Origin of the sequence: Luteibacter rhizovicinus DSM 16549 (assembly GCF_001887595.1) — a bacterium.
GTDB classification, from domain to species: Bacteria; Pseudomonadota; Gammaproteobacteria; order Xanthomonadales; family Rhodanobacteraceae; genus Luteibacter; species Luteibacter rhizovicinus.
Genome location: NZ_CP017480.1, coordinates 732194 through 757487, shown reverse-complemented (window position 1 = coordinate 757487; position 25294 = coordinate 732194). Strand labels below are relative to the sequence as shown.

The 25294-nt window shown below is 64.9% G+C and carries 23 protein-coding genes and 1 pseudogene; 15 read left to right on the top strand and 9 right to left on the bottom strand.

Translation table 11 applies throughout. The annotated features are described in order from the left end of the window. Positions 1-169: 169 nt before the first annotated feature. The 5 genes and pseudogenes from BJI69_RS03605 to ssb form a co-directional block, all read left to right on the top strand. Entirely contained in the window at positions 170-721 is a 552-nt protein-coding gene (locus BJI69_RS03605) for a fimbrial protein (protein WP_046968847.1), read from the top strand. A 20-nt stretch (positions 722-741) separates the two neighbouring features. After that, on the top strand, positions 742-1473 hold the full coding sequence (locus BJI69_RS03600) for a fimbrial biogenesis chaperone (protein ID WP_046968846.1): 732 nt from the start codon (positions 742-744) through the stop codon (positions 1471-1473). Further along, the gene (locus BJI69_RS03595; protein WP_078022999.1) at positions 1466-3946 is read left to right on the top strand and encodes a fimbria/pilus outer membrane usher protein; all 2481 of its coding nucleotides are present in this window, start codon (positions 1466-1468) and stop codon (positions 3944-3946) included. Before BJI69_RS03600 ends, BJI69_RS03595 begins: the two co-directional genes overlap by 8 nt. Continuing rightward, on the top strand, positions 3943-4467 hold the full coding sequence (locus tag BJI69_RS03590; RefSeq protein ID WP_046968844.1) for a fimbrial protein: 525 nt from the start codon (positions 3943-3945) through the stop codon (positions 4465-4467). Before BJI69_RS03595 ends, BJI69_RS03590 begins: the two co-directional genes overlap by 4 nt. Positions 4468-4653: 186 nt before the next feature. Next, a pseudogene (ssb, locus tag BJI69_RS23090) lies at positions 4654-4998 on the top strand (single-stranded DNA-binding protein); the annotation flags it as partial. Positions 4999-5319: 321 nt separating this feature from the next. On the opposite strand, the gene BJI69_RS03580 reads toward ssb, so the two are convergent. Continuing rightward, the gene (locus tag BJI69_RS03580) at positions 5320-6270 is read right to left on the bottom strand and encodes a redoxin domain-containing protein (RefSeq protein WP_052767302.1); all 951 of its coding nucleotides are present in this window, start codon (positions 6268-6270) and stop codon (positions 5320-5322) included. Positions 6271-6607: 337 nt separating this feature from the next. On the opposite strand from BJI69_RS03580, the gene BJI69_RS03575 reads away from it, so the two are divergent. After that, positions 6608-8332, top strand: a complete 1725-nt coding sequence (locus tag BJI69_RS03575; RefSeq protein ID WP_046968867.1) for a M1 family metallopeptidase — start codon at positions 6608-6610, stop codon at positions 8330-8332. A gap of 28 nt (positions 8333-8360) precedes the next feature. Here BJI69_RS03575 and BJI69_RS03570 read toward each other — a convergent pair whose 3' ends face one another. Further along, positions 8361-8921, bottom strand: coding sequence for a hypothetical protein (locus BJI69_RS03570; RefSeq protein WP_046968842.1), 561 nt, complete (start codon positions 8919-8921; stop codon positions 8361-8363). 9 nt (positions 8922-8930) lie between these two features. Next, complete coding sequence (locus BJI69_RS03565; RefSeq protein ID WP_046968841.1) at positions 8931-10058, bottom strand: aminotransferase class I/II-fold pyridoxal phosphate-dependent enzyme; 1128 nt, start codon at positions 10056-10058, stop codon at positions 8931-8933. A 127-nt stretch (positions 10059-10185) separates the two neighbouring features. Between BJI69_RS03565 and BJI69_RS03560 the strand changes: the two genes are divergently transcribed. After that, positions 10186-11064 (top strand): EamA family transporter, encoded by an 879-nt coding sequence (locus BJI69_RS03560; RefSeq protein WP_046968840.1) that lies wholly within the window; start codon positions 10186-10188, stop codon positions 11062-11064. Between the two features lie 47 nt (positions 11065-11111). Here the strand turns inward: BJI69_RS03560 and BJI69_RS03555 are convergent, their stop codons facing one another. Then, positions 11112-13880: an autotransporter family protein gene (locus tag BJI69_RS03555; RefSeq protein ID WP_046968839.1), complete on the bottom strand. Its 2769-nt coding sequence runs from the start codon at positions 13878-13880 to the stop codon at positions 11112-11114. Positions 13881-14338: 458 nt separating this feature from the next. Between BJI69_RS03555 and BJI69_RS03550 the strand changes: the two genes are divergently transcribed. After that, a complete protein-coding gene (locus BJI69_RS03550) occupies positions 14339-14575 on the top strand; it encodes a hypothetical protein (RefSeq protein ID WP_071924871.1) in 237 nt (78 codons plus the stop codon). An 87-nt stretch (positions 14576-14662) separates the two neighbouring features. Here BJI69_RS03550 and BJI69_RS03545 read toward each other — a convergent pair whose 3' ends face one another. Then, a complete protein-coding gene (locus tag BJI69_RS03545; RefSeq protein ID WP_125902970.1) occupies positions 14663-14860 on the bottom strand; it encodes a hypothetical protein in 198 nt (65 codons plus the stop codon). Between the two features lie 263 nt (positions 14861-15123). Here BJI69_RS03545 and BJI69_RS22210 point away from each other — a divergent pair, with 263 nt between their 5' ends. The 7 genes from BJI69_RS22210 (at position 15124) to ligD (ending at position 20521) form a co-directional block, all read left to right on the top strand. Further along, positions 15124-15495 (top strand): hypothetical protein, encoded by a 372-nt coding sequence (locus BJI69_RS22210; protein ID WP_053057147.1) that lies wholly within the window; start codon positions 15124-15126, stop codon positions 15493-15495. A 188-nt stretch (positions 15496-15683) separates the two neighbouring features. Further along, positions 15684-15998: a hypothetical protein gene (locus tag BJI69_RS03535; protein ID WP_046968837.1), complete on the top strand. Its 315-nt coding sequence runs from the start codon at positions 15684-15686 to the stop codon at positions 15996-15998. Between the two features lie 40 nt (positions 15999-16038). Beyond that, positions 16039-16254 carry a hypothetical protein gene (locus BJI69_RS03530; RefSeq protein WP_052767301.1) on the top strand — a complete coding sequence of 72 codons (216 nt, stop codon included), beginning with the start codon at positions 16039-16041 and terminating at the stop codon, positions 16252-16254. 181 nt (positions 16255-16435) lie between these two features. Beyond that, positions 16436-16630 carry a hypothetical protein gene (locus BJI69_RS03525; protein WP_046968836.1) on the top strand — a complete coding sequence of 65 codons (195 nt, stop codon included), beginning with the start codon at positions 16436-16438 and terminating at the stop codon, positions 16628-16630. A 32-nt stretch (positions 16631-16662) separates the two neighbouring features. Next, the gene (locus BJI69_RS03520) at positions 16663-18570 is read left to right on the top strand and encodes a CocE/NonD family hydrolase (protein ID WP_046968835.1); all 1908 of its coding nucleotides are present in this window, start codon (positions 16663-16665) and stop codon (positions 18568-18570) included. A 75-nt stretch (positions 18571-18645) separates the two neighbouring features. Beyond that, positions 18646-19644 carry a non-homologous end joining protein Ku gene (gene ku, locus BJI69_RS03515; RefSeq protein ID WP_046968834.1) on the top strand — a complete coding sequence of 333 codons (999 nt, stop codon included), beginning with the start codon at positions 18646-18648 and terminating at the stop codon, positions 19642-19644. 4 nt (positions 19645-19648) lie between these two features. Beyond that, entirely contained in the window at positions 19649-20521 is an 873-nt protein-coding gene (gene ligD / locus BJI69_RS03510; protein ID WP_046968833.1) for a non-homologous end-joining DNA ligase, read from the top strand. Between the two features lie 48 nt (positions 20522-20569). On the opposite strand, the gene BJI69_RS03505 is transcribed toward ligD, so the two are convergent. The 4 genes from BJI69_RS03505 to BJI69_RS03490 form a co-directional block, all read right to left on the bottom strand. Beyond that, the gene (locus tag BJI69_RS03505; protein ID WP_046968832.1) at positions 20570-21790 is read right to left on the bottom strand and encodes an AGE family epimerase/isomerase; all 1221 of its coding nucleotides are present in this window, start codon (positions 21788-21790) and stop codon (positions 20570-20572) included. Continuing rightward, positions 21787-22767 (bottom strand): carbohydrate kinase family protein, encoded by a 981-nt coding sequence (locus BJI69_RS03500; protein ID WP_046968831.1) that lies wholly within the window; start codon positions 22765-22767, stop codon positions 21787-21789. The genes BJI69_RS03505 and BJI69_RS03500 overlap by 4 nt, the downstream gene beginning before the upstream one ends. Before the next feature lie 71 nt (positions 22768-22838). After that, positions 22839-24065, bottom strand: a complete 1227-nt coding sequence (fucP, locus tag BJI69_RS03495; RefSeq protein WP_244465320.1) for an L-fucose:H+ symporter permease — start codon at positions 24063-24065, stop codon at positions 22839-22841. Positions 24066-24178: 113 nt separating this feature from the next. Continuing rightward, positions 24179-25228, bottom strand: coding sequence for a LacI family DNA-binding transcriptional regulator (locus BJI69_RS03490; RefSeq protein WP_046968863.1), 1050 nt, complete (start codon positions 25226-25228; stop codon positions 24179-24181). Positions 25229-25294 lie beyond the last annotated feature (66 nt).

The window sequence follows — 25294 nt, the reverse complement described above, 5'->3', positions numbered from 1 at the left end:
GTGGCCTGGGTCGGTCCGATCCGGCACGCTTCGGCGACCCCTCACACGGCAGGGGATATCCACTCGCCCGTAAGCGAGTCGAGCGACGGCTCGCGTTTCAGCGAGCGCGTATCGATGGCGCCGGGACATGCGCAGAGACTGACCTTCCCCCACCGAGAAGGCCGCTGCCATGAACGCGTTCATCACCTCGTCACTCGCCGTCGCCCTGGTCGCGATACCTGCTTCGCCCGCCATGGCGGCCAATGACGGGACCATTGAAATCACCGGTCGCATCACGGCCACGACCTGTCTGGTGGAGGGGAAGCCACCTGGTTCGGGAGCCGCCACGAAAGCAGTCGATTTCGGCGACATCAGCGCGGGCAACCTTGCAGCTGCAGGTCAGACCTCCGGCGACCGCGGGTTCCAGATCAAGATCGGCGGCAATGATGAGTGCCTCGATGGCGTGCTGGCGAAGATCCGGTTCGATCCGGCCAGCCCCTCGCTCGACCGGGCGACCGGTCGCCTCAATATCGATGCGGGCGCCGATGCCGCGAAGAACGTGCAGATCCAGATTGCCAATTCGGATGGCACACCGATCAACCTCTACACGGAAGACTCGGAAGGCGCGACGATCGCGTCGAATAGCGCCGTGATACCGCTGATCGCGCGTTACTACAGCACGGGTAAAGCCGAGAAGGGCACCGCGAACTCCCGCGTCGGCTTTCAGGTCGTCTACCAGTGAGGAGCCGCGCCCGGACGATCATGAGCCTTGCCTTGGTCTATGTCGCCATGGCCGGCGAGACGAAGGCGGGCGTCGTCATCGGCGGCACGCGAGTCGTGTTTCCGGGCGCCAGTCGCGACATTGCTGTGCGAATCGAGAACAAGGGCCAGGAGCCTGCACTCGTCCAGGCGTGGATCGACGATGGCGACGCTCGATCCACGCCGGAGAACGCGCATGCACCGTTCGCCATCACGCCGCCGGTATTCCGCATCGACCCGGGGCGCGGACACGCCTTGCGCATCGTCCATGTCGGTGAGCATCCGCCAACGGATCGTGAGGTGTTGTACTGGCTCAACGTGCTCGAAATTCCCCCGAGTCCGGAAGAAGGGGCGGCGGCCAACACGCTGCAGTTCGCCTTCCGGCACCGGCTCAAGCTCTTGCATCGGCCGTCTGGACTTTCCATGGCGCCCGCTGATGCACCGGGTCTGCTGACGTGGTCGGTCGAGCGGGTCGGTGCGCTGTTCCAGCTGCGTGTCGTCAATCCCTCGCCCTATGTCATCTCGTTCAACGAGGTTGCGATCGCCGCCAGCGGTACCTCGAGTAAGACCGTCTCGCTCGGTGGTGGCATGGCCGTAGCGAAGGGCCAGACATCATGGCCGCTGCCAAAGGGCATGTCGCCGACAGCCGCGGTGACGTTTACCACGATCAACGACTACGGCGCGGTCATTCCCTCGGCGGCAAAGGTCACCCCTGCCGCGGTGGTCGATGACTGAAGCAAGCGCGTCCCCCAGGCGTGGCTCGCGCAGCCCGCGCGCCTGTGTATGGCGGGTCGCCGTCACCCTGGCCCTCGGCGTGACGCGCGTCGAAGCCGGGATCGACGCTCCGCCCGCTGGCAAGACAGTCCAGTTCAATCCCGCATTTCTTCCAGGTGGTGACGCGATGAAGATCGACCTTTCCCGTTATACCCGTGGCAATCCGGTCGTGGCCGGCACCTACGACGCGGACGTGTGGTTGAACGGTGAGTGGCAGTGCCGCCGTCGTGTTCGTTTCGCCACCGAGGACACGGCGTCCGACGCCACACCCTGTGTGTCACGCGCGGACCTGGTGTCGTTGGGTGTGACGCTTCCGGCGAGTCTTGCGACGGACGACGAGGGTTGTCGTCCGCTGTCCGATCTCCTTCCCGGCGCAACGACGCGTTTCGACGTGAGCGAGCAACGGCTCGACATCGAAGTGCCGCAGGCGTCACTTGCGCGCCAACGGTCCGGTCTGGTGCCGCCTTCGCAGCGTGATGCTGGTGTGGTGTCCGGGCAGCTCGGGTGGCACGTCAACGTGCATCGCAGCACGACGGGCAAGCGTTCGCGCACGGCGCGATTTCTCGCGATCGAGGCAGGCATCAATGCGGCAGACTGGCGCGTGCGTGGCGCGGGGGCGTGGAGCGCATCGCGCTACCGACGTCGCTACCTGTATGTGGAACGGCAGATCGAGACCTGGCGATCGCAGTGGCGGACGGGCGAACTCCTCGTGTCCGATGGCAGCTTTGCGCCTGTTCGCCTGCGCGGCATGAGTCTGGCGAGCGACGCACGCATGGAGGATGACGCTGGTTCGGGCTACAAGCCGAGGGTGCACGGTGTCGCGCGGACACACGCTGTCGTGCGAGTGAGCCAGGCGGGCGTGCTGCTGCGAGAACTCACGGTCACGCCCGGTCCCTTCGTCATCGACGACCTGCAGGGCATCGGTCGTGGCGGTCACCTCGATGTCACCGTCGACGAGGAAGATGGTCGTCGCACATCGTTTCGCGTGCCTTTTTTCGCGATGCCCGACTTGCTCGGCGAAGGGCGCACGTTCGCCTCGATGAGTATGGGGCGCGCGCTGACAGCGCAAGGTCGTGGCGGCGAGCTGGTCCAGGCGACATGGCGACGAGGCCTGTCGCGGAACACCACCGTATATAGCGGCTGGCGTGGCTGGGCGGGCAGTCATTCGATCCTGCTCGGAGCCGCCGTCGATAGCATGGCTGGCGCTTTCGCCGTCGACTTCACCGGCTCCCGTACCGCGCGTTCGTCGTCATCCTCCCGGTCGAACCGGAGCGGGGCCTGGCGGCTTCGCCACGGTCGACGCTGGCAGGATGGGACCAGCATGTGGGTCAGCCTCGCAGGCGACCGGGGAAGTGCCCTGCCGGGTACCGGCCATCGTCGCTCCTCTGCCCAGGTCGGCGGTACTGGCGAGGTGCGACTGGACGTCGTGCTGCAACGTGAGTTGCCCGCGGGCAACGGCGCGCTCACCGCGAGTGGCGACCTGCGCCGGACGAAACGCCGCTCCGATGCTCACCGAGGTCGATCGGAAACATCCTTTGCTCTCGCCTGGATGCGCGGATGGCGACGGGCCACGCTGGATGTGTCCTTGCGCCATGCGGCCGATGATGTGAGCGCGCGCCTCGGGCTATCGATCCCGTTGGGTTCGGCACCGACCACGCCGACACTCACCCTGACCGGTCATGGCGCACGGCGCGATGCCAGCCGCCTGCAGCTCGGCGTGGTGGGCACGTTGGGCACGGAACGCGACGTGGCCTACGGCGCATTCCTCGGGCAAGGCGCGGGAGGCGATCGCCCCATCGGTCTGTCGGCGTCGCGCCTGTCAGGCAGCGGTCAATCGAGTGTTGCCGTCGACCGGAGTCGTGGTGCGCATGCCGAGTCGTTCGCGACGTCCGGTGGACTCGTCCTGCACCGCGATGGCATCACGCGGACGCAGCGGCTCGGCGAGGCCATGGCTCTCGTGCATGCGCCGGGAGCGGCGGGTGCACGTTTGTCATCCGCGACGGGCGTCCGGCTCGACCGGCGCGGTTACGGTGTGGTGCCGCATCTCGCGCCTTTCCGGTGGAACCCCATCGAGATCGATCCAGCGGGCCTGTCGCTGGATGTGAGCCTGCTCTCGACGCGCCGGAGTGTCGCGCCAACGGCAGGGGCCCTCGTCCTGCTGCCGTTCGACACCGACGTCGGGCGCACCGCGTTGCTGGTGGCACGCCAGGCGGACGGTGCTCCCCCGCCTTTCGGTGCCGATGTTCTTGATAGCGAGGGGCGTTCGGTCGGCGTGGTGGGCCAGGCGGGGAACATCTTCGTCCGCAACGCCGTGCCAGGCGCAGAGCTCACGGTCCGCTGGGGCAGGCGGGCGCAGGACCAATGCATCGTCCGCGTGGAAGCCGACGACGAGGCTGCTCCTGGCCTGACGCGACTCACGGGGGTGTGCCGATGAGCGGGCGAGTTTCCGTCCCGGTCGCCGTGGGCATACTCGGTCTCGTTGTCCTGCTCGCTGCGCCTTCCGGCAGGGCTGGCGAGGTCCGCGACACCCTGCAGTTCGACGTCACCGGGGCGATCACGCCTTCCTGTGCGCTCGTTGCCAACCGGATCGGTATCGATCTGGGCAGCGTAGCCGTCTCCGAGCTACCCGCGATCGGCGAGGGCAGCCGTTGGCAGGCAGCCGCCTTCATCGGCGCGGACTGCGTCGGCGCCACCCATGCCCTGGTCACCGTTCACGCCACGGCGGCGGTGGAGGATCCCCGTTACATGGCCACGACGGGGGACGCCCGCGGTGTGGCTATCGCGTTGCGCACGGGTGCGGGCCAGCCCGTCGTGCCCGATGGGACCACGCCTGTACGCTTCGATCTGGCAGGGGTCTCGCCGGAGCTTCGCTTCGAGGCCCGCTATGTCCGGGTTGGCCGACTCCAGCCCGGGAATGCTCCCGGCGTGGCGCTGGTGCAGATCACGTGGGAATGAGACTGGTGCCCTGGCCCGCGGGGACTTCGGCCCACGCCGAAGGGTTTGCGGTCGGGGCTGCCATCGCCCAAACTACCCGGTCCGCCCCCGTCGGCCCGCGCGTCGCGCAGGCTGGCTGGCTATGATGGGTGGGAGCGCCCGCCCGGTCCGGGCCGGCGTCCGAAGACACGTTTACGAGGGAAATCCATGGCACGCGGTATCAACAAGGTCATTATTGTCGGCAACCTCGGCGCGGATCCCGAGACCCGGTACACCGGTAGCGGCACGGCCATCACCAGCCTGCGCATCGCCACCTCCGAAGCCTGGACCGACAAGTCCTCCGGCGAAAAGCAGGAGCGCACCGAATGGCACCGCGTGAAGCTGTTCGGCAAGCTGGCTGAAATCGCCGGTGAGTACCTGAAGAAGGGTCGTCAGGTTTACATCGAAGGTTCGCTGCGTACCGACAAGTACACCGACAAGGATGGCGTCGAGCGCTACTCCACCGACATCATCGGCAACGAAATGCAGATGCTCGGCGGCAACGCCGGCGGTGAAGGCGGCGGTGGTGGTGGCTTCGGCGGCGGCCAGGGCGGCGGCGCGCGTCCCCAGCAGGCACGTGCAGCCGGCGGTGGCGGTGGCGGTGGCGGCAACTACGGTGGTGGTGGCGCGGGTGGCCAGCAGCGCGGTGGCGGCAACTACGGCGGCGGCGGTGCGCGCGGCGGCGACGACTACGGCCAGCCCCGCGGCGGCAATGCCCCCCGCAGCGCTCGGCTCCGCCGGTCAACGAAGGCTTCGACGACGACGATATTCCGTTCTGATCGACTGGCACGGTTTGTCGAAAAAAGCAGAGCAGTCGCTCTGCTTTTTTTTCGCCTATCCGAAGGTAAAGGCGAACACCTCCGCCCCCGGTTCGAGGAACTCGATCTCGAACGTTCGATCGTCAATGGGAGCCTTCTGTCGGATCAGTTGATACAGACGCTGGCCGTCGATCGTCCCATTGCCCTGCTCGTCGGTATCCGCGCCATGATTGCTGCCGGGCGGCTTGCCGTCGATGAGGACGCGGAAATGCAGCGGTGAGCCGCGTGTCGCGGGGCCTGCCACCAGATGCAGGTCGCGTGCATGGAAGCGGAAAAGAAGCCGCCCGTGGGCCTTGCGTACCGTGGTCGCTTCGGCGCCCATGCTCCAGTCGCCCGCGAGTGCCCAGTCGTTGAGATCGAGAGGCGTCGGAGCCGTGTAGGCGTGCCGAATGTCCGGTACGGGGCCGCCGGGTGACGCAAAGCGTTCCGTCCGTGCGTAGCCCAGGTAGGTCTCAGGCGATTTCACGTTATCCCAGTCGGGGGCTGCCTCGGCGCCTTCACCGCGTACGCTTACGAGGCCATGGTCGACACGGGACGCGCCCGCCTCGGTCAGGAGTGCCTGTATCGCCCGTTCGGTCTGGTCATAATCGCCCTCGCCGAAGTGGTGATAACGGATGCGCCCTTCGGCATCGATGAGATAGATCGCTGGCCAGTACTCGTTCTGAAAAGCATTCCATACCCGGTGTCCGTTATCGACAGCGATGGGGAACGAGATCGCGTGACTCGCCAGGGCGTCGCGTACGTTATCGAGCCGTTGTTCGAACGCGAACTCGGGTGACTGCACGCCGATGACGACGAGCCCCTGCGCCTGGTACTTCGTGGCCCAGGCACGGAGATAGGGGAGCGGTCGCAGCGAGTTGATGCACGAGAACGTCCAGAAGTCGACGAGGACGACTTTTCCGTGCAGACCGGAAGCGGTCAGGGCCGGCCCGTTGAGCCATGACGACGCGCCGCTGAGCGCAGGCATGCGGCCCTCGACGGGAAGCCCTCCGGTGACGGCTGCCGCAGGTGCATCGGTGCCAGGGGCAGCGTGGGCTTGGGTGGCACCCACGGCCAGAGAGCACGCTACCCACAGGGAAAAGAGCTTGACTGCGTTCACAACGACCTCGATGTGCCTGATTCAATCGACGTCGCACTGTGAATCACCGGGGTTCGCATTGGCTTGCACGAACCACTGATCGATCCGTGTATCGGGCTCTACATGGAACCGCCGTCGGCGTCATACCCCTCTAATGACCGATGACGGCTCCTGCGCGGGTCAGTATGGTTGCCCGGTCCCTCTTCCCCTGATGGCTCATTCGATCATGCGTAACACGTTCCTGCTCGGCGTCGGCCTTGCCCTCGGCACCGTCGCTTGCACGCCCTCCGCGCCGCCCGTCCCGCCGGGGCCGCCGCCGCTGACCGACCTCACGGTCAATTCCGGTGCGCCCCGTGCCCCGGAACAACTGGCCGTGACCTTCGAGCACGCCGACCTCAGCTTTCGCGTCGATCCCGCGCGTCATTGGATCGACGGCGATGCGAAGCTGACCTTCGCCGTGACCGCACCGTTGCGCCGCGTGGTCCTCGACCTCGACCGCAACCTGCCCATCGATGCGGTCGACGTGGACGGCAAGCCGTTGCCGTCCACGGCCTACCGCAATCCGCAGGGGCGCCTCGAGATCGATCTCCCGCAACCGCTGGAGAAAGGGGCCCGTACGACGGTGCGGGTCACTTACCACGGCAGCCCCCATGTCGCGGTCCATGCGCCGTGGGACGGCGGATTTGTCTGGGCAAAGACACCGGATGGCCAGCCGTGGGTCGCCACCGCGGTGGAAGGCGAGGGCTGCGATCTGTTCTGGCCGTGCATCGATCATCCCATGGGACGTCCGAAACTCGTCGACGAGCACGTGACGGTGCCGGCGCCATTGGTGGCCGTCGGCAACGGCGTGGCCGTCGGCATGGACGAGGTCAATGGCATGCGTACGTACCACTGGCGCAGTCACGACGTCAGCACGTACGGGGTTGCGTTGAACATCGGGCCTTATCGAGAGCTGTCGGCGTCGTATGCCAGCCGTTTCGGCAACGCTATCCCCCTGCATTATTGGTATGTGGACGACGAAACGAAGGCACGCGCCCTGTTTGCCGAGTTCCCGCCGATGCTAGATTTCCTGGAAAACGCCATCGGTCCGTACCCGTTCGCCGCGGAAAAAATGGGCGTCGTTGAAACGCCCTTCAAGGGCATGGAACATCAGACAGTCAATGCCTACGGCAATGCCTACGCCAAGACCGCCTACGGCTACGACGACCTGTTACAGCACGAGCTTTCGCATGAGTGGTTCGGCAACCAGATGACGAATGCCAACTGGGACGACATGTGGCTGCATGAAGCCTTCGCGACGTACATGCAGCCGCTGTACGCGCAATCCATCGGCGGCGCGCAGGCGTACTTCGCCAGCCTGATGAAGCTTCGCAGCAAGCTGGCCAATCATCATCCGATGGTGTCCGGAAAGCCGCGTCGCGAAGAAGATGTCTATGAGGACGCGCGCGGTGGTCCCGGTCAGGACATCTACAGCAAGGGCGCCCTGGTCCTGCACACCCTGCGCAACCTCATCGGCGATGAGGCGTTCTACCGCTCGGTGCGTTTGCTGGTCTATGGCACCGAGCGTCCCGAGCCCGGCAACTTCTCGCCGCGTTATGCCACCACGAGCGACTTCATCGACATCGTCGACAAGGTGACAGGCCAGGACCTCCACTGGTTCTTCAACGTCTATCTCTATCAGGCAGCGTTGCCCGACTTGCAGCTGAAGCGTGACGGGCAGGTGTTGCATCTGACCTGGTCGGTGCCAGGAAACGGGCCTTTCCCGTTACCCGTGGATGTGCGCGTCGGCGATCACGTGCTGACCGTGCCGATGACCGGAGGCAAGGGCGAGCTGACATTACCCGAGCATGCGACTTACACGATCGATCCTGACTCGAAACTGCTCCGTCGTGATGCCGGTATCGAGGCCTACCGGGAGTACGTGAAAAAACACAAGGCGGAAGATCGCTAAACGTCCGTCCTTGCCCGACCATCGCGATCTACTCGGTCATCAGGCTCTTCAGTCCGCTGTAGACATAGCCTTCCGATTCGAGATCGAGATAGACGATGCTGGCGCGAGGGCCGATTTTTACCCCAGGCCGGATATCCGCGGCACGCACGGCCAGGGACGTGACGTCCCTGGCCGTCACGGTAAACACGACGCCGAGTTGTTCCAGCGCCTGCATATCCTCGATGGCGGGATTTCCCTGGCCATCGTGTAGGCGGCGATAGCTGGCATCGGTCAGGGCCATCTCGGCGTGGCTGCCATTCAAGACGACCACGATCGCACGATGTCCGGCATCGACACCGTACGAGGCGTATTCCGTGATCAGGCTAGCCAGCGCGTGCAAGCCGGGATTGAAGCCGAGGGCGGCATCGTAAGAGGTGTTCATGTCGAAGACGAACTTGTAAGTATGCCCGGGCACCGGCCGACCGGGCGCGCCGGGCGTCTCGCGGATCGCGTCACCTGGACTGCTGGACGCTACCGCCGGCTGGAACACCCCGGCCTGGGCGACGACCAGCGCCAGCAGGATTTGAAACACGGTGTGCTTTCGAAACATGTGCTGTCCTCAGCGTCGCAGGTAGTCGTCGAGAGCGGCCACCGCTTCGGCGCAATCGGCGCGGCCGAAGCCGATACGAAAACGGTCGGTCGGTGTCGGCGCCAGTTCGGATCGATAGTGCTCGGCGGGCAGCAAGAGCACGCCTGCCTGCTCGACGAGGTCGGCTGCGAATGCCTCGACACTGCCAGGGCCGAGATAGCGTGGGTAAGCCACGCAGCCGCCGTCCGGCCGGTACCACGCGAAGTGTTCCGGCCACCTGGCGAAGAAGGCATCGAGCACGGCGAGATTCTCGCCGACGATCCTGCGGTTTCGTTCGAGAATCGTCGCACGTGCCTTGAGGGCGATGAGTGCCAGCTGTTCCGACGGCCCGGCGTTGCAGATCGACAAATAGTGCTTGTACCGCTCCATCTTCTGCAGGAGCGCTCGATCGGCGCAGGCGATCCAGCCGATGCGAAGTCCCGGCAGGCCGTAGGCTTTTGACATGACGCCCAGGGATATACCGCGCTCGTAGAGGTCGGCGGCCTGCGGCAGGTGCTCGGTACCCGGCGGGCCGAGAGGGCGATACACCTCGTCACTGAAGAGCCAGATGCCATGGTGGCGACACAGCGCCACCAGTGCGTCGTAGCGATCGCGCTCGAGGATCTTGCCCGTCGGGTTGTGCGGGAAATTGATCGAGATCACCCGTGTGTTCGGCCGGATGGCGGCGGCTACCCGGTCGATGTCGAGTGACCAGCCGTCGTCGGGATCCAGGGCAACGCCGGTGACCTCACAGATCGACAGCGGCACGGTCTCGGCCGACTGGTAGTTCGGCGTTATCACGATGGCGTGGTTGTCCGCACCCAGCAGGACGCGCATGGCGATATAGATGCCTTCCTCGGCGCCAGCGAAGCAGAGGATGTCATCCGCACCACGCGTGTCGTAAAGACCGGCGATCGCCTCGCGCAAGGCGGGCGCCCCGTAGGTCTGCGTGTAGCCGAGGTGCAGGGACGAAAAGGCATCGCGGTCGGCCGGTTCCGCCAGGGCGAGCAGTTCGTCGATCCGCAGGCTCTCGGCGTCCGACGCCGTCAGGTGGTAGCGCGCCGCGAACTCCCAGCGCGAGAAGTAGGTTTCAAGACGGAAGTCGGGCAGGGCGGTCATGGCAATGGTCGCTCGGGCGGGGTCGATGTGGACTATATGTCTATCATAAACAAAATGTCTAGCATTCGTGTCAGGAGTCGCGATCCGTCCCATGGGCGTGCTTCGCGGCAACGGCTAAAGTGCATGCATGACTTCCCCACGTTCCTCTCTCTGGCTGCCGGCCCTCGCCGTGCTCGGTTCGGTCACCTCGCTGTGCATCGGCACGTCGTTCGCGAAGAAGCTCTTTCCGCTGATCGGTGCCGAAGGTACGTCGGCGTTGCGCGTCGGTTTCTCCGCGCTGGTCCTGCTTCTGTTCTGGCGCCCGTGGCGTTGGCCGTTGAGCCGCCGTGACGCGGGTTTCGTCATTCGTTACGGGCTGACGCTCGGCGTCATGAACCTGCTGTTCTACCTGGCGCTGAGGACGATTCCATTCGGTATCGCCGTGGCCATCGAGTTCAGCGGTCCGCTCGCCGTGGCGATGATCGCGTCACGTCGCGCGGTGGACTTCGTCTGGTTGGCCAGCGCGATCACCGGCCTGGTGATGCTGCTGCCGCTCGGACACAACAGCACGCTGGATCCGACGGGCGTGATGCTCGCGCTCGGCGCGGCCGTCTGCTGGGCACTCTACATCCTGTTCGGCAAACAGGCCGGGCATCTGCATGCGGGACAATCGGTGTCGCTCGGCCTCGTCGCGGCCAGTCTCGTCGTCGTGCCTTATGGTGTGGCGCACGCCGGCGCCAGCCTGCTCGATCCGATGATCCTGCTGGCCGGCCTGGGTGTGGCGATCGTGTCGAGTGCGATTCCCATGTCGCTGGAGATGATGGCGTTGAAGCGGCTGCCCAGTGAAACCTTCGGCATCATGGTCAGTCTGGAGCCGGCCGTCGCGTCGTTGTTGGCGATGCTGCTGCTCGGCGAGCATCTTGCCAGCGGCCAGTGGCTGGCCATCGGTTTCATTGTGCTGGCGTCCGTCGGAAGTACGGTCACGGCGCGCAAGGCGCGTCCCCAGGCGGTCGAGCTCGCTGGTTGAAGCGGGCCCGGGGCGCACACTGACGCCGTACCCCGGGCTCCGTGTCGTCACCAGGCCTTGCGGATACCGATGGATCCGGTCACCCGGCGGTATCGATGGGCACCGAAGCGGGTTTCCACGTCCGTCCAAACGCGCCAGCCGCTGCTGCGCATGAGTGCGACACCCAGCTTCAGGCCGTAGCTGTTTCGCGGCACGCCGGCGTTGAACGCCTCGTTGCCGAGTTGCGTGGCATCGAGATGGCCGAGACGTCGGATCCAGTTCGCCGCGAAGTAGGGCGACGCGACGTGACCGTTCGGTGTGTTCCAGCGTGCGGCCGTGCGCACACCGAGTCGCGCGGTGATCCCGCTGCCATGAAGCGGTGCGACGCGCGTGCCATTGGCTTCGCGGTGGGCGCCACCGCGTAGCCGCGTGCTGAGGATCTGCGCCTGCGGTTCGATGTACGTGTCGGTCTCGCGGGTCACGGCCTGTCGCCAGCGGTGACCCGCCTCGAGGCTCGCCGTGAGCATGCCGCTCCCGTAGCGCTCGGTGGCGAGGGCATCGCCTTCCACACGCTGATTGACGTGGGCGTACTGGGTCCAGCCACGGAGGTAGGTGCCGTCGTCGCCACGAAAACCGCCGTAGATCCCCCCAGCAGCACCACGGACCCGTCCCTTCGCCGCGTAGTGGGTGAGGAGCGACGTGCCGCGCGTGTCGGCCTGGCCGACAGCCGCCATGACGCCGAGGTGCGCCTCGTTGTCCGCGTCGCGGAACAGGTCGGCGCCGAGCGTGAGTTCGTTGGCCGACGAGGTCGTGGTCAGTTGTTTGCCGATATCGAACGACGTGTGGCGACGGTCGAAACGAGCCCACACGGTGTGGTGGGCACCATCGCGCTCGTCGTCTTCGCCGGCGCCCGGACCACCCTGGAACATTTCGAGGGCAACCATCTGGTTGGCCCGGTAGGTACCGACCTCGGGGCGCAGCACGCGCGGGAGTACCCGATCCGGGTCGACCGCCGGCTCGGGAGTCTCCGGTGTGACCGGGGGATCGATCACGGCCGGATCGACGGTCTCGGGTTCCAGCGACGAACGCAGATACCAGTGGCCGTCATTCGCCGCGCTGAGCGCACCTTGGTGCAGGAAGTATTCGTGCGCGCCGGCGACGGCGCGGCCAGCGAGTTCGAAGCGACCGTTCGAGCTACCGTCGACCTGCACCAGGCGAATGCCATCGTTCGTGTAGTCGCCGACACCATCGAGCACATCCACAGCGATGAAGCTGCTTCCGGACGTGCTGCCCATGATGTGCAGCAGGTCGGATGGCGATGTGTCGTCGCCGAGGCGGCTGCGCATACGGAACAGTCCCTGGTTACCCTCGTAGTCACCCGCAACGGTCAGCGTGGCAAAGGTGCCGGGCGCGGAGGCGAACGTCACCACGCCGTGGTCGCTGTCGAGACGGCCGACCCGGCTGTCGCGCCCGACCGCCCAGTGGCCGGCGTCCTCCAGCGTGAGGTCGCGAACGATGTCGGTGCCACCCAGCCACATGGCGCCGCTACGGATCGTCAGCGAGGCCTTCGTGGCATCCGGCGCCGGTGTACCCGTCTCGTCCGCAAGGCGGATGTCGCCGACGGCCTGGCTCTTGCCGTCCAGCATGATAGTGAAGGGCGTCGTGGACGTCGGATACACGTCCACGAAGGCTGCGCCACCCATGACGGCGCCGCCACTGATGCGGACCTTGGCAGGGTTGTGCAGGCGAAGCGCGGCAGCCTGCAGGCTCTCGATCGAGCCACCCTGCACCGTCAGCGACCCGCCTTCGCTCACGTCGGCGCCGTACGCGGCGACGCCGGTGGTCTTGACGTGGGTGCGGTTGGCCACGATCGACGCCTTCCACGCGCTCAGGCCGTTGGCGTACATCCCGGTGGTGAGGATGTCGGTGTCGTTGAGCGTGATGCGGCCACCCGTCCTCGCATCGGCACCGTTCGCGGTCCGGCCTGCGGTCGTGATGTGCGTCCGTGTGGCGTCGACGTAGGGCACGCGCCCCGTGAAGTCCCCGCCCATCGCCACGATGCCGAAGGACTGGTTGCCACGGGTGGTGATCGTTACATCGGTCAGATTGATCGCCCCCGCGCGACTGTCGAGGCCCGCGGCATTGAAGCCAGCCGTTTCGATGTCGGTTCCGTTGACTGTCGCCAGCCCGAGATTCGCTGCTTCGATGCCGGCGGCCTGGCGTCCCGTGGTCTGCCAGCGGCCACCTGTCACGGTAATGAGGCCCGCTCCGTCACCGGCGTGCAGCGCGCTGGCACCTTCGCCAGAGGTCGTCATCGACGTGTCGGTAAGGACGGCCGTCACCGTCCTCGAGACGAGCACGCCGTTGGCGCCGCTGCCCTGGGTTTCGATCGAAGCCTTCTGTGCCCGCAGCGCAGCCGCTTGGCCGTGCGCCGCCAGGCCGTGGGCGCCTGTGTTATGCGTGGAAATCCGGGTGGACCCGACAGAGAACTGAGCGCCGCCCTCGGCGAGAACGCCGATGGCCCCGTAGCCCGTGGTCGTGATGCTGCCCCCGACGAACTCGCCCTGCACGTTGGCGCCGTCGAATCGGACGCCATGAGCGCTGCCACCCTCGGTACCGATGGTCACGTTGGTGAGCTTGCTGGGCGTCGAACCGCCGATCAGCGCGCCGTAGGAGCCATTGCCCGTTGTACGCAGTTCCCCACCAGTCAGGGTCAGCAGGCTTCCAGTGCCTTCGGTTTGAATGGCGTGCGCGTTCGTGCCGGACGTCTTCAGGGTGATATCGGTGCCGGTCGCTGTCCCGCCATTCCTCACCCAGACGGCGGGAATGCTCGGCAAAGCCGTCTCCCAGGATCCTGCGGGGATATCAAAATCCGTCCCATCGACAACCCATGGTGGTCCTTCGGCGCCCACACAGGGCTGCGCAAATGCGGCGATTACTGCAACCAGGTATCGGGTTTTAAACGTTTTTTCCGTGGCCAAGCACCTTCTCCTTGTCAGGCGGTCGGACAGGACGTCCGAATCGCAATTTCTGGCTGACAAGGCTAGGGGCTGGCTTCTGGAGGCGGAAGGCGATTATTCTGAAAAAAGCGTGCGATTACGTCACGCTTGCTTCACCAGACATCTACGCTTCATCATGATCGTTGCAATCTTGTCGTGTCTGTCTTCGCACGGGCACGCCAGGGATGAAACCATTTATCATCTGCACGCGCGGCGAAAGCCGTGGAGGGCCCGCCAACCGGTGGGTATCCGCCGTCGCGCTTGCGCCTATACATAACAACTGAGGAGCCAAACCTATGAAGATTGCTTCGATCACTGCCCTTGCCTTCGTCGCTGCCGCCATGCTCTCCGCTTGCAACAAGAGCGAAGACGCTACCCCGGCCGCTCCGGCTGCCGCCGCTACGGCTCCGGCCGCTGCTGCAACCGCTCCGGCGGCTGCTCCGGCTGACGCTGCTCCGGCTGCTGCCACGACCGCTCCGGCTGCTGCCGGTACGGCCGCTCCGGCTCCGGCTTCGACCGCTGCTGGTCAGTAAGTAGTACGCAACACCGAACCCGCCGCTCCTCCGGGAGCGGCGGGTTTTTTATTGCCCGCGCGGCGGGTAGGGCAGGAGGCCATGCCTTCAGTGACGCGTCTGGCCCGACAGGTAGTCGGACAGAAGGACATGGGGCATGCCCGTTTCGGGCTCGGTCGGCGCCGTCGTCTCCATGCCCAGTTGGCCCAGCAGGCGCTCGACCGAGCATGAAACGGGCTTCGTCCAGGCCCGGAGCCGACACCGTCCCAGGACGGTCCCATCGCCGAGTTGACTCAGACGTTCCATCAGCAGAATTATTCGACGATACACGTCAACGCGGGAAGTGGACTTCCGTCGGGCATCATCGGTCCGCATGCTGGATGTGTCGGGCCGATGCCTTTTTACGGGTGAAGTTTCTCGCACACCTTGGGCGATTTCGAGCCCGTCGACGGGCCGGCGACGTTGGCGGTTGAGTATCAAGTCAAGGATGCGGCAGGCAACGTGGTGAACCGGTTCTCCGGCAAGTTCCTTAACGAGTCGGGCCCAACCTATGTCCGGAGAGCGTGTCAATGAATGAGGAAGCTTCTGCCATCGTCGTGGACCTCGCCAGGGACCTCATCGGAGCGGCCCGATCTCTCGACGCCGATTGGAAAAAAGCCTATTACAGGTTCCAGGCGGAAGAGCTCCATCAGGGAGCAAGTGCTTCCTACGTCAGCAAGACCGGGGTCACGATCATCGGTGCGATAACCAGTGGTTCGTTCTTCGATTCGATGGACGACAGGAGTTCCAGGCTCATGGCCTTGCTGGGTAAGCAGAAAGGTGTCTTCCTTCTTTCCGCCGACGAATCGTTCGACTACAAGATCCAGTTCGAGTGGGACGACCTTCGTCGTTGGGAGATCACCAAGATGGATGGCCGCAGCGGTATCCCAGAAGGCATGTAAGGAGGGGTCTTCCTTCGAAGGATATGGATTCGACACGCGGGACAAGCGGCACGGGTCGTCACGACTTCGTTCATTGGCATTTCCCTGCGCTGACGCTTATCTGCATCCGATCAGTTTCCCGCGACGAGATCGTTCGATAGCGATGATCTGGCGTTGTGGATTGGAGATGCCAGGATCGAGGGGGTTTGATGGCCGTATTTCCGTTCAACGATTTGCATGGCTTCAAGGATTACGTCGGCTTCGTGCGCATTTGCGCACCGGACGACTTCCCTGATCGCGAGTGGCTGCCCGCCGACGAACAGTGGACGCTCGACCTGGCATTCCAGGGACTCAGGGAGGGGCATGCATTGGCCGTCAAGGAGAAAGGTCCGCGTCCCCAATTCGATGAATTTCAGAAACTGGTGGACGAGGCTTATGGGTTCTATCGATCGGGAAATATGAAGGACGGTTTCCGTACGCTGGATAAGGCGCAGAAGATCTTGAAGCGGATACGTACGCAGTAATCGTGTTTCCCAGAACCCGGTTTGGAGCTCGACGTTTCCCATGCGTCTGGAAATCGAACAGAAACCGCCGTTGGATGATGTGGACGAAAAGCAGCTGCGCGCGATCATCGCGTCGCTTCGCAGCTACGGGCCTTCTTCCTATGCATCGCTGACGGACGGACAGGGCAACTACCTTCAGGTGGCCGGAGGTGGTGTCACCTGCATGCTCGAAAAACGAGACGTCGTATCGGGTCGGCACTTCCGTGGTTACAAGTAGCGAGATATGACCCATGTTTTCGCCAACGACGTGACCTGAGTAACGGCAAGGCGCTATTTGTCATAAACATGGTCATCCGCGACCAGGCGCTCCTACAACAGCCAGGACAGCAAGTGGCGCGAGGGCGCCACGCCGACCGTCACCGGACTGGCCGGCGCGCTGAACACCGCGGGTCAGCACGGTGACCCGCACCGACTGGGACGGCTCGACGATCGTCTACGGCTGGGACGCCGCCCGCGGCGCCTACTTCTCGGTGGTGCCCGGGGCGGCCGGGCAGACGATCACCGGCGACTCCGGGAGCGGCGGGTTTTTTATTGCCCGCGCGGCGGGTAGGGCAGGAGGCCATGGCCTCCGGGCGCGCGATACGGCAGGCTAGAAGGGTTTCGTCCCTACGCCACAGGAATGCCCATGTCGCCTCGCTCGTTGCTTCCCATGCTCGCCCTGTCACTGGCCGTCGCCTCCGGACTTGCCGCGGCGCAGACCGCGCCGATGACGCCGGACATTCCGGCCCGGTTCGATGCTCCCACCGCTGCCAACGACTACGTCAAGCGTGTCGTCGAGATTCCGATGCGCGACGGGGTCAAGCTGCACACCGTCATCGTGATTCCGAAGAACGCGAAGCATGCGCCGATCCTGCTGACCCGCACCCCCTACAACGCCGACGGCCGTGCCGAGCGCGCCGGGGCGACGACCATGCGCAACCTGCTTCCCCAGGGCGACGAGGTATTCGTCGATGCCGGCTATATCCGCGTGTTCCAGGACATCCGCGGCAAGTACGGTTCGGAAGGCGACTACGTGATGACCCGCCCGCTGCGCGGACCGCTCAACTCGTCCGAGGTGGACCATTCCACCGACGCCTACGACACGATCGACTGGCTGACCAAGAACCTGCCCGAGTCCAACGGCAAGGTCGGCATGATCGGCTCGTCGTACGAGGGCTTCACCGTGGTCATGGCCCTGATCAACCCGCACCCGGCATTGAAGGTCGCCGCGCCGGAAAGCCCGATGGTCGACGGCTGGATGGGTGACGACTGGTTCCATTACGGCGCGTTCCGCCAGACCAACTTCGACTACATCGCCGGGCAGAACGCAAAGCGTGGCAAGGGTGAAGAAATCACCCGCGCCGGCTACGACGACTACACGAATTTCCTCACCGCTGGCTCCGCAGGCGACTACGCAAAGGCAGCCGGGCTGGACCAGCTCCCCTACTGGCGCAAGCTCAGCGAGCATCCCTCGTATGACGCCTACTGGCAGGGCCAGGCACTCGACAAGGAGATGGCGAAACAGCCCCTCAAGGTGCCCACCATGTGGCTGCAGGGCCTGTGGGACCAGGAAGACATGTGGGGCGCGATCCATAGCTACGAAGCCGTGGAGCCCAAGGACAAGGGCAACGACAAGAACTACCTGGTGATGGGCCCGTGGCGGCACAGCCAGGTCAACTACAGTGCCTCCTCGCTCGGCGCCCTGACCTGGGATGGCGACACCGCCCTGCAGTTCCGCCGCGACGTACTGCTGCCGTTCTTCAACCAGTACCTCGTGGATGGTGCCCCGAAGGCGAAGACCCCGCCGGTCCTCATCTACAACACCGGCGAGAATCACTGGGACCGATTCACCTCCTGGCCACAGGCCAAGGGTACGAAGCCGCTCTACCTCACGGCCAACGGCGGACTGTCGTTCACCGCGCCGGACGCATCCGCGGCGAAGTTCGACGAGTACGTCTCCGATCCCGCGAAGCCGGTGCCCTATGTACCGCGTCCCGTGCGGTTCACCGACCGCACCTCCTGGACCACCTGGCTGGTCCAGGACCAGCGCTTCGTGGACGGCCGTCCGGACGTCCTCACCTACGTGACTCAGCCACTCACCGCCCCGCTGCGCGTGGCTGGCGCGCCGCAGGTGAAGCTCTACGCCTCGACCAGCGGCACGGACAGCGACTGGGTGGTCAAGCTGATCGATGTCGCGCCATCGACGGACACGACCTCGCCGGCCATGGGTGGCTACGAACTCGCCATCTCGATGGACATCTTCCGTGGTCGATACCGCGAAAGCTTCTCGGATCCGAAGGCGATCACACCGAACACTCCGCTGGAGTACACGTTCGGCCTGCCGACCGTGGACCACACCTTCCTGCCGGGTCACCGGGTGATGGTGCAGGTGCAGTCGTCGTGGTTCCCGCTCTACGACCGCAATCCGCAGACCTACGTGCCGAACATCTTCTTTGCCAAGCCGTCCGACTACCAGAAGGCGACGCAGCAGGTATGGCACGCGCCGGGCACGGCCAGTGCGATCGAGCTGCCGGTGGTGGAAGGCGGGAAGTAGGGATCAGAGCGTCTTGGCGTCCCCTGCACGCTGTCCGGGCGATCCTCGACCTCCCCGAGGTTCGAGGATCGCCCCATGGCCCGCCCCATCTGGACCGGTACCCTGTCGTTCGGCCTGCTCAACGTACCGATCCGGCTGATGTCCGGAGAGCGCCGTAGCGACATCCACTTCCGCATGCTCGACCAGCGTAGCAATACGCCCGTGCGCTACGAGCGGGTCAACGCCGATACCGGCGAAGAGGTGCCCTGGAAGGACATCGTCAAGGCCTTCGAGTACCAGAAGGGTAGTTATGTCGTCCTCGAGGAGGAAGACATCAAGAACGCGGCCAGCGAGGCGCATGAAACCGTCGAGATCGACACCTTCGTCGATGCCGGCCAGATAGCCCCCGCCTATTTCGAGAAGCCGTACATCCTGCTGCCGGCCAAGAAGGCCGAGAAGGGCTATGTGCTGCTGCGCGAAACCCTGAAAAAGACCAACAAGATCGGCATCGCGCGGGTGGTCATCCGCACCAAGGAGTATCTCGCCGCCGTGCTTCCGCAAGGTGATGCGCTGGTCCTCAACATCCTGCGGTACGAGTCGGAAATCGTCGACGCTGACGACTTCGAGCTGCCAGGTAAATCCACGGCCGACTACCGCATCTCGCCCCGCGAGATCGACATGGCCAAGGACCTCATCGCCTCGATGTCGAGCGACTGGAAACCCGGCGATTATCGCGACGACTTCCGCGACAAGTTGCGTGCCGTCATCGAGAAGCGGCTCAAGAGTAAGGGCGTCACGGCAACCATCGAAGAGGACGACCGCACGCCCGAAAACGCAACGACCAATGTCGTGGACTTCATGGCCTTGCTGAAGAAGAGCCTGGGCGCGAAGAACCGTACGCCGGCGAAGAAGACGATCGAGGCAACGAAGAAGGCAGCCAAGTCGGGGCCGGCAAAAAAAGCGGCCGGCAGGAAAGCGCCGGCGAAGGCGGCGACTGCCAAGGTCGCGACGGCCAAGAGCGCAACAAAGAAGAAGGGCGCCCCCGCCAAGACAGCCGCGCGGAAAGCGCCCGCCACGCGTCGAAAGGCGGGCTGACGCCATGGAGCCGCTGATCGTCGACGGCGTCGCCATCACCCACCCGGATCGGGAGGTGTTCGGCGATGGCGGCCCGACCAAGGGCGATGTCGCCACCTACTACGAGGCAGTGGCACCGCACATGCTGCCCGAGCTTCGCGGCCGACCGCTATCGGTCGTCCGCTGCCCTCGGGGCACCAGCGGAGCCTGTTTCTTCCAGAAGCACCATGCCAGTGCGCTCGGCAGGCACGTCAAGGCGGTAGCACTGAAAGAGAAGGACGGCGGCGACGCGGAGTACCTGTATGTCGACGACGTCGAAGGCGTGCTTGAGCTCGTCCAGATGAACACGCTCGAGTTCCATCCCTGGGGTGCCCGCGTGGACAAGCCCGATCAACCCGATCGACTCATTTTCGACATCGATCCGTCCGAGGGCGTCGACTGGAAAGCCATCGTGGCCTGCGCACGCGAGATCCGCGAGCGACTCCAGGGCCAGGGCCTGGAAAGCTTCGTCCGCACGTCGGGTGGCAAAGGCCTGCACGTGGTCGTGCCCTTTCGGCGTGGTCCGGCATGGGGCAAAGTCAAAGCCTTCTGCGAAGGCATCGCGGACGCGATGGTCGCCGACAGTCCGCAGGGCTACATCGCCGAAGCGAGCAAGGCCAAGCGCGAGGGACTGATCTTCATCGACTGGCTGCGCAATACGCGCGGCGCCACGAGTGTCACGGGATGGTCGTTGCGTGCGCGTCCGGGGGCCCCGGTGGCGATGCCCTTGCGCTGGGACGAGATCGCCCGGCTGAAGGGCGGGGGTGCCTTCGACATGGCAAAGGCCCTGAAGCGGGCCAGGTCGAGCGAGACGGATCCGTGGGAAGGCATCGCGTCGTTGAAGCAGGCGTTGCCGTGACATCGGTGCGAGGGCAGTAGCCGCTCGCACCGATGCATGGCATCACGATTATTTCGACTGCATGCGGCGGAGCGAGGCCATGATTTCGTAGCACGCGCCCATCGTGTGATAGTCGGTCTTGCCGGCGGGGCTCTTCTCGTCGTCGTACTTCTCGTTCTTGCGATTGAGGATGCGATACCACGCACCGTACGTGTGGTCGACGAAATGCTCCCAACTGTAGGCCCAGATCTTCTCGTAGGCCTGGTCGTATTTCGCTTCGCCCGTCGTCTCGAAAAGCAGCTGGGCCGCACCGAGCGACTCGGCCTGCACCCAGAAATACTTGTCGTCGTCGCAGACGTCGCCTTCGGGCGAGAATCCATAGGCGATGCCGCCGTATTCGGTGTCCCAGGCCTTGTCGAGCGCCTCGTCGAACAGGTGCTTCGCGGTCGGTACCAGCCAGCTCTTATGCTTCGGCGTGCCCTTGGTGTAGCGCTCGAGCATCATCAGCAGCTTCGCCCATTCGGTCTGGTGACCGGGCTGGAAGCCCCACGGGCGGAACAGGTGCTTGGGATTGTCGAGGTTGTATTCCCAGTCGATCGTCCAGTCGCTGTGGTAGTGCTCCCACACCAGCTTCTGCGGCGTCAGGCCGGCCTGGCGCTGGGTCATGTTCTCGGCCAGCAGCAGGGCGCGATCGAGGTAGCGGTCGTCCTTCGTGGCTTCCCACGCGGCGATCATCGCCTCGGTCATGTGCATGTTCGCATTCTGGCCGCGGTAACCGGTGAAGTTCCAGTCCTTGTCGGCCTCGTCGCGGTACAGGCCGTAGTCCGGCTCCCAGTAACGCTTCTCGAGCAGGTCCCAGATCTCGCCCTGCCACGCTTTCGCTTCGTTGAAGCCGACTTTCACGCCGCACGAATAGGCCAGCAGCATGAACGCGAGACCGTAGCAGTGGTTCATCTGGTCGTCGCGCTTGCCGTCGGCGATCGTCCAGGCGTAACCGCCTGTCTCGGGATTCAGGTGCACGTCGCGCAGGTATTTCAGACCATGCATCGCAAGGTCTTTGTCTTCCGGCTTCTTGAATTCAAGGTAAGCCATGGCGTGATTGAAGACGAAGCGCGTGCTCGACACCAGGTGACGGTGGCTGCGGTCGTACACCGTGCCATCGTCCTTGAAGTACTGGAAGAAACCGCCCGCCGTGTCGACTTCGTTCGGCTTGTAGAAAGCCATGGTCTTGGCGACGTGGTCGCGCAGTACATCCACGTTGTGAAAATCGGGGAGGGGGTAGTTCGTCATGCGTGCTTCTCCATGAAGGCCCTGACTTCGGCCTGGTCGGGAATGGCAGTAAACGAGCCCTTGCGGGTGGCGGTGATCGCACCACAGGCTGCGGCGAAGCGGATCAGATCGTCGAGGCGGTCCGTGTCGGCAACCAGCGCGTCGAAGGTCGCGGGCGTGACGTCTTCCGCGGCGAGGCGGGCCAGCAATCCACCGACGAAGGCGTCGCCCGCGGCGGTCGTGTCCACGGCTTCCACGGCATAGCCCTTCACGGTGGCGCGTGCGGAGCGGGAGAACCACTGCATCGGTTCCGCGCCGTCGGTGACCAGCAGCAAGCGGGCCTTGCCGCGCCAGAGGCGTTCGAGCACGGCGTCGTCCGAGCCGGCTCCGGCGTGGATGAAGGCGAACTCTTCGGCACTCAGCTTGATCACGTCCGCTTCGGACAGCGCTTCCCACAACCGGGGCAGCGGTGCCTCGCTGGCCGGCCAAAGGGCAGGGCGCAGGTTCATGTCGAAGCTGACAAGCGCACCGGCGGTACGTGCACGGCGCATGCCCTCGACCGTCGTCGCGGCGATCGCCGCTTCGGTGAGCGAGTTGGAGCAGACGTGGAAGATCGACAGATCCTCGAACGATTCCTTGCGGAAATGCTCGGGACGGAACAGCAGGTCCGCGGCAGGCGGACGATAGAAACTGAAGCTGCGATCGCCCTTTTCGTCATGGGCGACGAAGGCCAGGGCGGTGCGTGCCTCATCGGTACGCGCGATGTCGTCCGTACCGACGCCAAGCTCGGTCAGGCTCTTGAAAAGAAAATCACCAAACATGTCGCGTGCGAGCATGCCGGCAAAGCGGGCGTGGGCGCCGAGGCGTGCCGCGGCGACCGCGACATTGGCCGGCGCACCGCCGGCAAAGGGAACGAAAGCGGGAGGCTGACCGGCGCCGCCCTGGGGCTGTGCGTGGAAATCGATCAGCGCCTCGCCGAAGCAGAGGATGGAAGACATGCTGCGGCCTGTCCTTGGGGCAAGAAAGTACTACACGACGGCCGGCGCGAGGCCGGCCGTCGCCATGGGGCTTAACGCGCGACAGGCACCGAACGGACCTTGGAACCACTGAGGCCGTAGAACACGATGTAGGCGTAGCAGATGAGCGGGATGAAGAAGGCGTGCTGCAGGCCGATGTGATCGGCAACGACGCCCTGGAACCACGGAATCAGCGCGCCACCGACGATGGCCATGATCAGCAGGCTCGAGGCCTTGCCGGTCAGCGGACCCATGCGCTCGATACCGAGCGAGAAGATCGTCGGGAACATGATCGAGTTGAACAGGCCGATGGCCACGATGCTGTAGACGGCGACCGTGCCCGTGGTGACTATCGTGGTGATGACCAGCAGCATGTTGATCACGGCGAAAGCAGCGAGCAGCTTGCGCGGCGAGAAGCGGGCCAGCAGGGCCGAGCCGATGAAGCGGCCGACCATCGCGCCACCCCAATAGAACGCCACGTGGCTGGCGGCGATCTCGCCCGACATGTTGCCGATCTCGGGCAGCTGCAGGTAGTTGATCATGAAGCTGCCGATCGACACTTCGCCGCCGACGTAGAAGAAGATGCCGAGCACGCCGAAGAACACGTGCGGGGTCTTGAGGGCATCCATCAGCGAGTGGTGGCTGTCGTCGGCCTTTTCGGTGGTCTCTTCGAGCGCCGGCAGCTTGAACAGGTACACGCCGACCGCCAGCAGCACCAGCACGATGGCCAGGCCGATGTACGGACCCTGCACCGTGGATGCTTCCTGGGCGCGGTAGGTGACCTGCTCCGCTGCCGAGAGCTTGGCGATGTCCGCGCTGCTCTTGACCGCGTTGGACAGGATCAGGAAGCCGCCGAAGAACGGGGCCAGGAAGGTGCCGAACGAATTCAGCGCCTGCGCCAGGGTGAGGCGGCTGGAGCTGGTCTTCTCAGGGCCGAGCAGGGCGACGTACGCGTTGGCAGCCACCTGCAGCACCGTGATGCCCGTGGCGAGGATGAACAGCGCACCGAGGAAGAACGGGTAGAGGCGCATGCCTGCGGCGGGCCAGAACATGGCCGCGCCGATGCCGGCGACGATCAGGCCGAGGACGATGCTCTTCTTGTAGCCGAGGGCGGCGACGATCCTGCCTGCTGGCAGCGACATGATGAAGTACGCGCCGAAGAACGTGAACTGGATCAGGAGCGCCTGGGCGTAGTTCAGTTCGAACACGGCCTTCAGATGCGGGATCAGGATGTCGTTCAGGCAGGTCAGGAACCCCCACATGAAGAAGATCGTGGTCATCACGCCAAGGGCGAGCGGGAAATAGGTGTAGCGGGTGTCGCCGGCGCCCGTCGAATTCGACGAGTTGGGCAATGGCGTGGAAGCGGTAGCCATGGGGCGCTCCAGTGGTGGGTTCAGGGAGAAGACGGCGGGCAGCTGCTTTCGCGGACGACCAGCCGGACGGGCGCGATAGTGGAAGCCGTGTCCGTCTCGGGATTACGAAGTCTTTCTAGGATGAGCTCGGCGCTGCGCCGACCCAGACCGCGCGGGTCGACCGCAACGGTGGTCAGGGGAGGCACGCACACCGAGGCCTCGGCGACATCATCGAAGCCGGTCAGGGCGAAGTCCTCGCCCGGGCGACGGCCTCGCTTGGTCAGGCCAAGCATAAGGCCCAGCGCAACGGCGTCGTTGTAGCAAACCGCCGCGGTGGGCGCGGGATCGCGCGCGAAGAGCGCGCCGGTCTGGCGTGCGGCTTCGAGGCGGGTGGGTGCGCTTTCGATCATCCACGCGGGATCGACCTTCAGGCCGGCCGCGCTCATGGCGCTGGCGTAGCCGCGACGACGCTGCTCCACCGAGCTCGACTCGCGATGCCCACCGAAGAAGGCGATCCGCTGATGGCCCAGGCCGATGAGATGTTCCGTAGCAAGGCGGGCGCCGTGCTCGTTGTCCATCTCGAGGGTGTCCCAGCGATGGGTGCCGTCGTCGTCGGGCAGTTCGCGGTTGAAGACGAGCAGGGGCGTATGCATGCCGACCGCGGCCAGGACACGTTCGCCTTCGCTGCCCTCGGCCGGGGACAGGATGATGCCCGCCGGACCGTGCTCGACCAGGGAATTGAGCACCGCCTGCTGGCGCTCCGGCGATTCGCCGGTATTGCCAAGCAGGGTCACGTAACCCGCGCTGGCCAGGGCTTCGTCGGCCCCGGCGGCGAATTCGGCGAAGAAGGGGTTGCCCAGGTCGTTGACGACCAGGCCGATGCTCGAGGAGGTACGCCGGCGCAGGTTGGCTGCGGCCCGGTTGTAGACATAGCCCTGGCGCTTCAGCTCGGCCTCGACCCGCGCGCGGGTGGCCGAATTGACCAGGGGGCTGCCACGCAGCACCAGCGACACGGTCGCCCGCGACACATCGCAACCCAGGGCGATATCGGCGAGTGTGACCTTGCGGCGCTGCGGGGTGATCCTCGGCATCATGACTCCTTCAAACGATCTAAACCGGGCGATCATCGCTCGGCGGCGAAAGGGATGCATCACGCA

Coding starts and splice junctions, on each gene's coding strand:
- BJI69_RS03605 (WP_046968847.1), top strand. CDS start 170: ATGAACGCGTTCATCACCTCGTCACTCGCCGTCGCCCTGGTCGCGATA.
- BJI69_RS03600 (WP_046968846.1), top strand. CDS start 742: ATGAGCCTTGCCTTGGTCTATGTCGCCATGGCCGGCGAGACGAAGGCG.
- BJI69_RS03595 (WP_078022999.1), top strand. CDS start 1,466: ATGACTGAAGCAAGCGCGTCCCCCAGGCGTGGCTCGCGCAGCCCGCGC.
- BJI69_RS03590 (WP_046968844.1), top strand. CDS start 3,943: ATGAGCGGGCGAGTTTCCGTCCCGGTCGCCGTGGGCATACTCGGTCTC.
- BJI69_RS03580 (WP_052767302.1), bottom strand. CDS start 6,270: ATGCCTGCGCTCAGCGGCGCGTCGTCATGGCTCAACGGGCCGGCCCTG.
- BJI69_RS03575 (WP_046968867.1), top strand. CDS start 6,608: ATGCGTAACACGTTCCTGCTCGGCGTCGGCCTTGCCCTCGGCACCGTC.
- BJI69_RS03570 (WP_046968842.1), bottom strand. CDS start 8,921: ATGTTTCGAAAGCACACCGTGTTTCAAATCCTGCTGGCGCTGGTCGTC.
- BJI69_RS03565 (WP_046968841.1), bottom strand. CDS start 10,058: ATGACCGCCCTGCCCGACTTCCGTCTTGAAACCTACTTCTCGCGCTGG.
- BJI69_RS03560 (WP_046968840.1), top strand. CDS start 10,186: ATGACTTCCCCACGTTCCTCTCTCTGGCTGCCGGCCCTCGCCGTGCTC.
- BJI69_RS03550 (WP_071924871.1), top strand. CDS start 14,339: ATGAAGATTGCTTCGATCACTGCCCTTGCCTTCGTCGCTGCCGCCATG.
- BJI69_RS03545 (WP_125902970.1), bottom strand. CDS start 14,860: ATGGAACGTCTGAGTCAACTCGGCGATGGGACCGTCCTGGGACGGTGT.
- BJI69_RS22210 (WP_053057147.1), top strand. CDS start 15,124: ATGAATGAGGAAGCTTCTGCCATCGTCGTGGACCTCGCCAGGGACCTC.
- BJI69_RS03535 (WP_046968837.1), top strand. CDS start 15,684: ATGGCCGTATTTCCGTTCAACGATTTGCATGGCTTCAAGGATTACGTC.
- BJI69_RS03530 (WP_052767301.1), top strand. CDS start 16,039: ATGCGTCTGGAAATCGAACAGAAACCGCCGTTGGATGATGTGGACGAA.
- BJI69_RS03520 (WP_046968835.1), top strand. CDS start 16,663: ATGTCGCCTCGCTCGTTGCTTCCCATGCTCGCCCTGTCACTGGCCGTC.
- ku (WP_046968834.1), top strand. CDS start 18,646: ATGGCCCGCCCCATCTGGACCGGTACCCTGTCGTTCGGCCTGCTCAAC.
- ligD (WP_046968833.1), top strand. CDS start 19,649: ATGGAGCCGCTGATCGTCGACGGCGTCGCCATCACCCACCCGGATCGG.
- BJI69_RS03505 (WP_046968832.1), bottom strand. CDS start 21,790: ATGACGAACTACCCCCTCCCCGATTTTCACAACGTGGATGTACTGCGC.
- BJI69_RS03500 (WP_046968831.1), bottom strand. CDS start 22,767: ATGTCTTCCATCCTCTGCTTCGGCGAGGCGCTGATCGATTTCCACGCA.
- fucP (WP_244465320.1), bottom strand. CDS start 24,065: ATGACCACGATCTTCTTCATGTGGGGGTTCCTGACCTGCCTGAACGAC.
- BJI69_RS03490 (WP_046968863.1), bottom strand. CDS start 25,228: ATGCCGAGGATCACCCCGCAGCGCCGCAAGGTCACACTCGCCGATATC.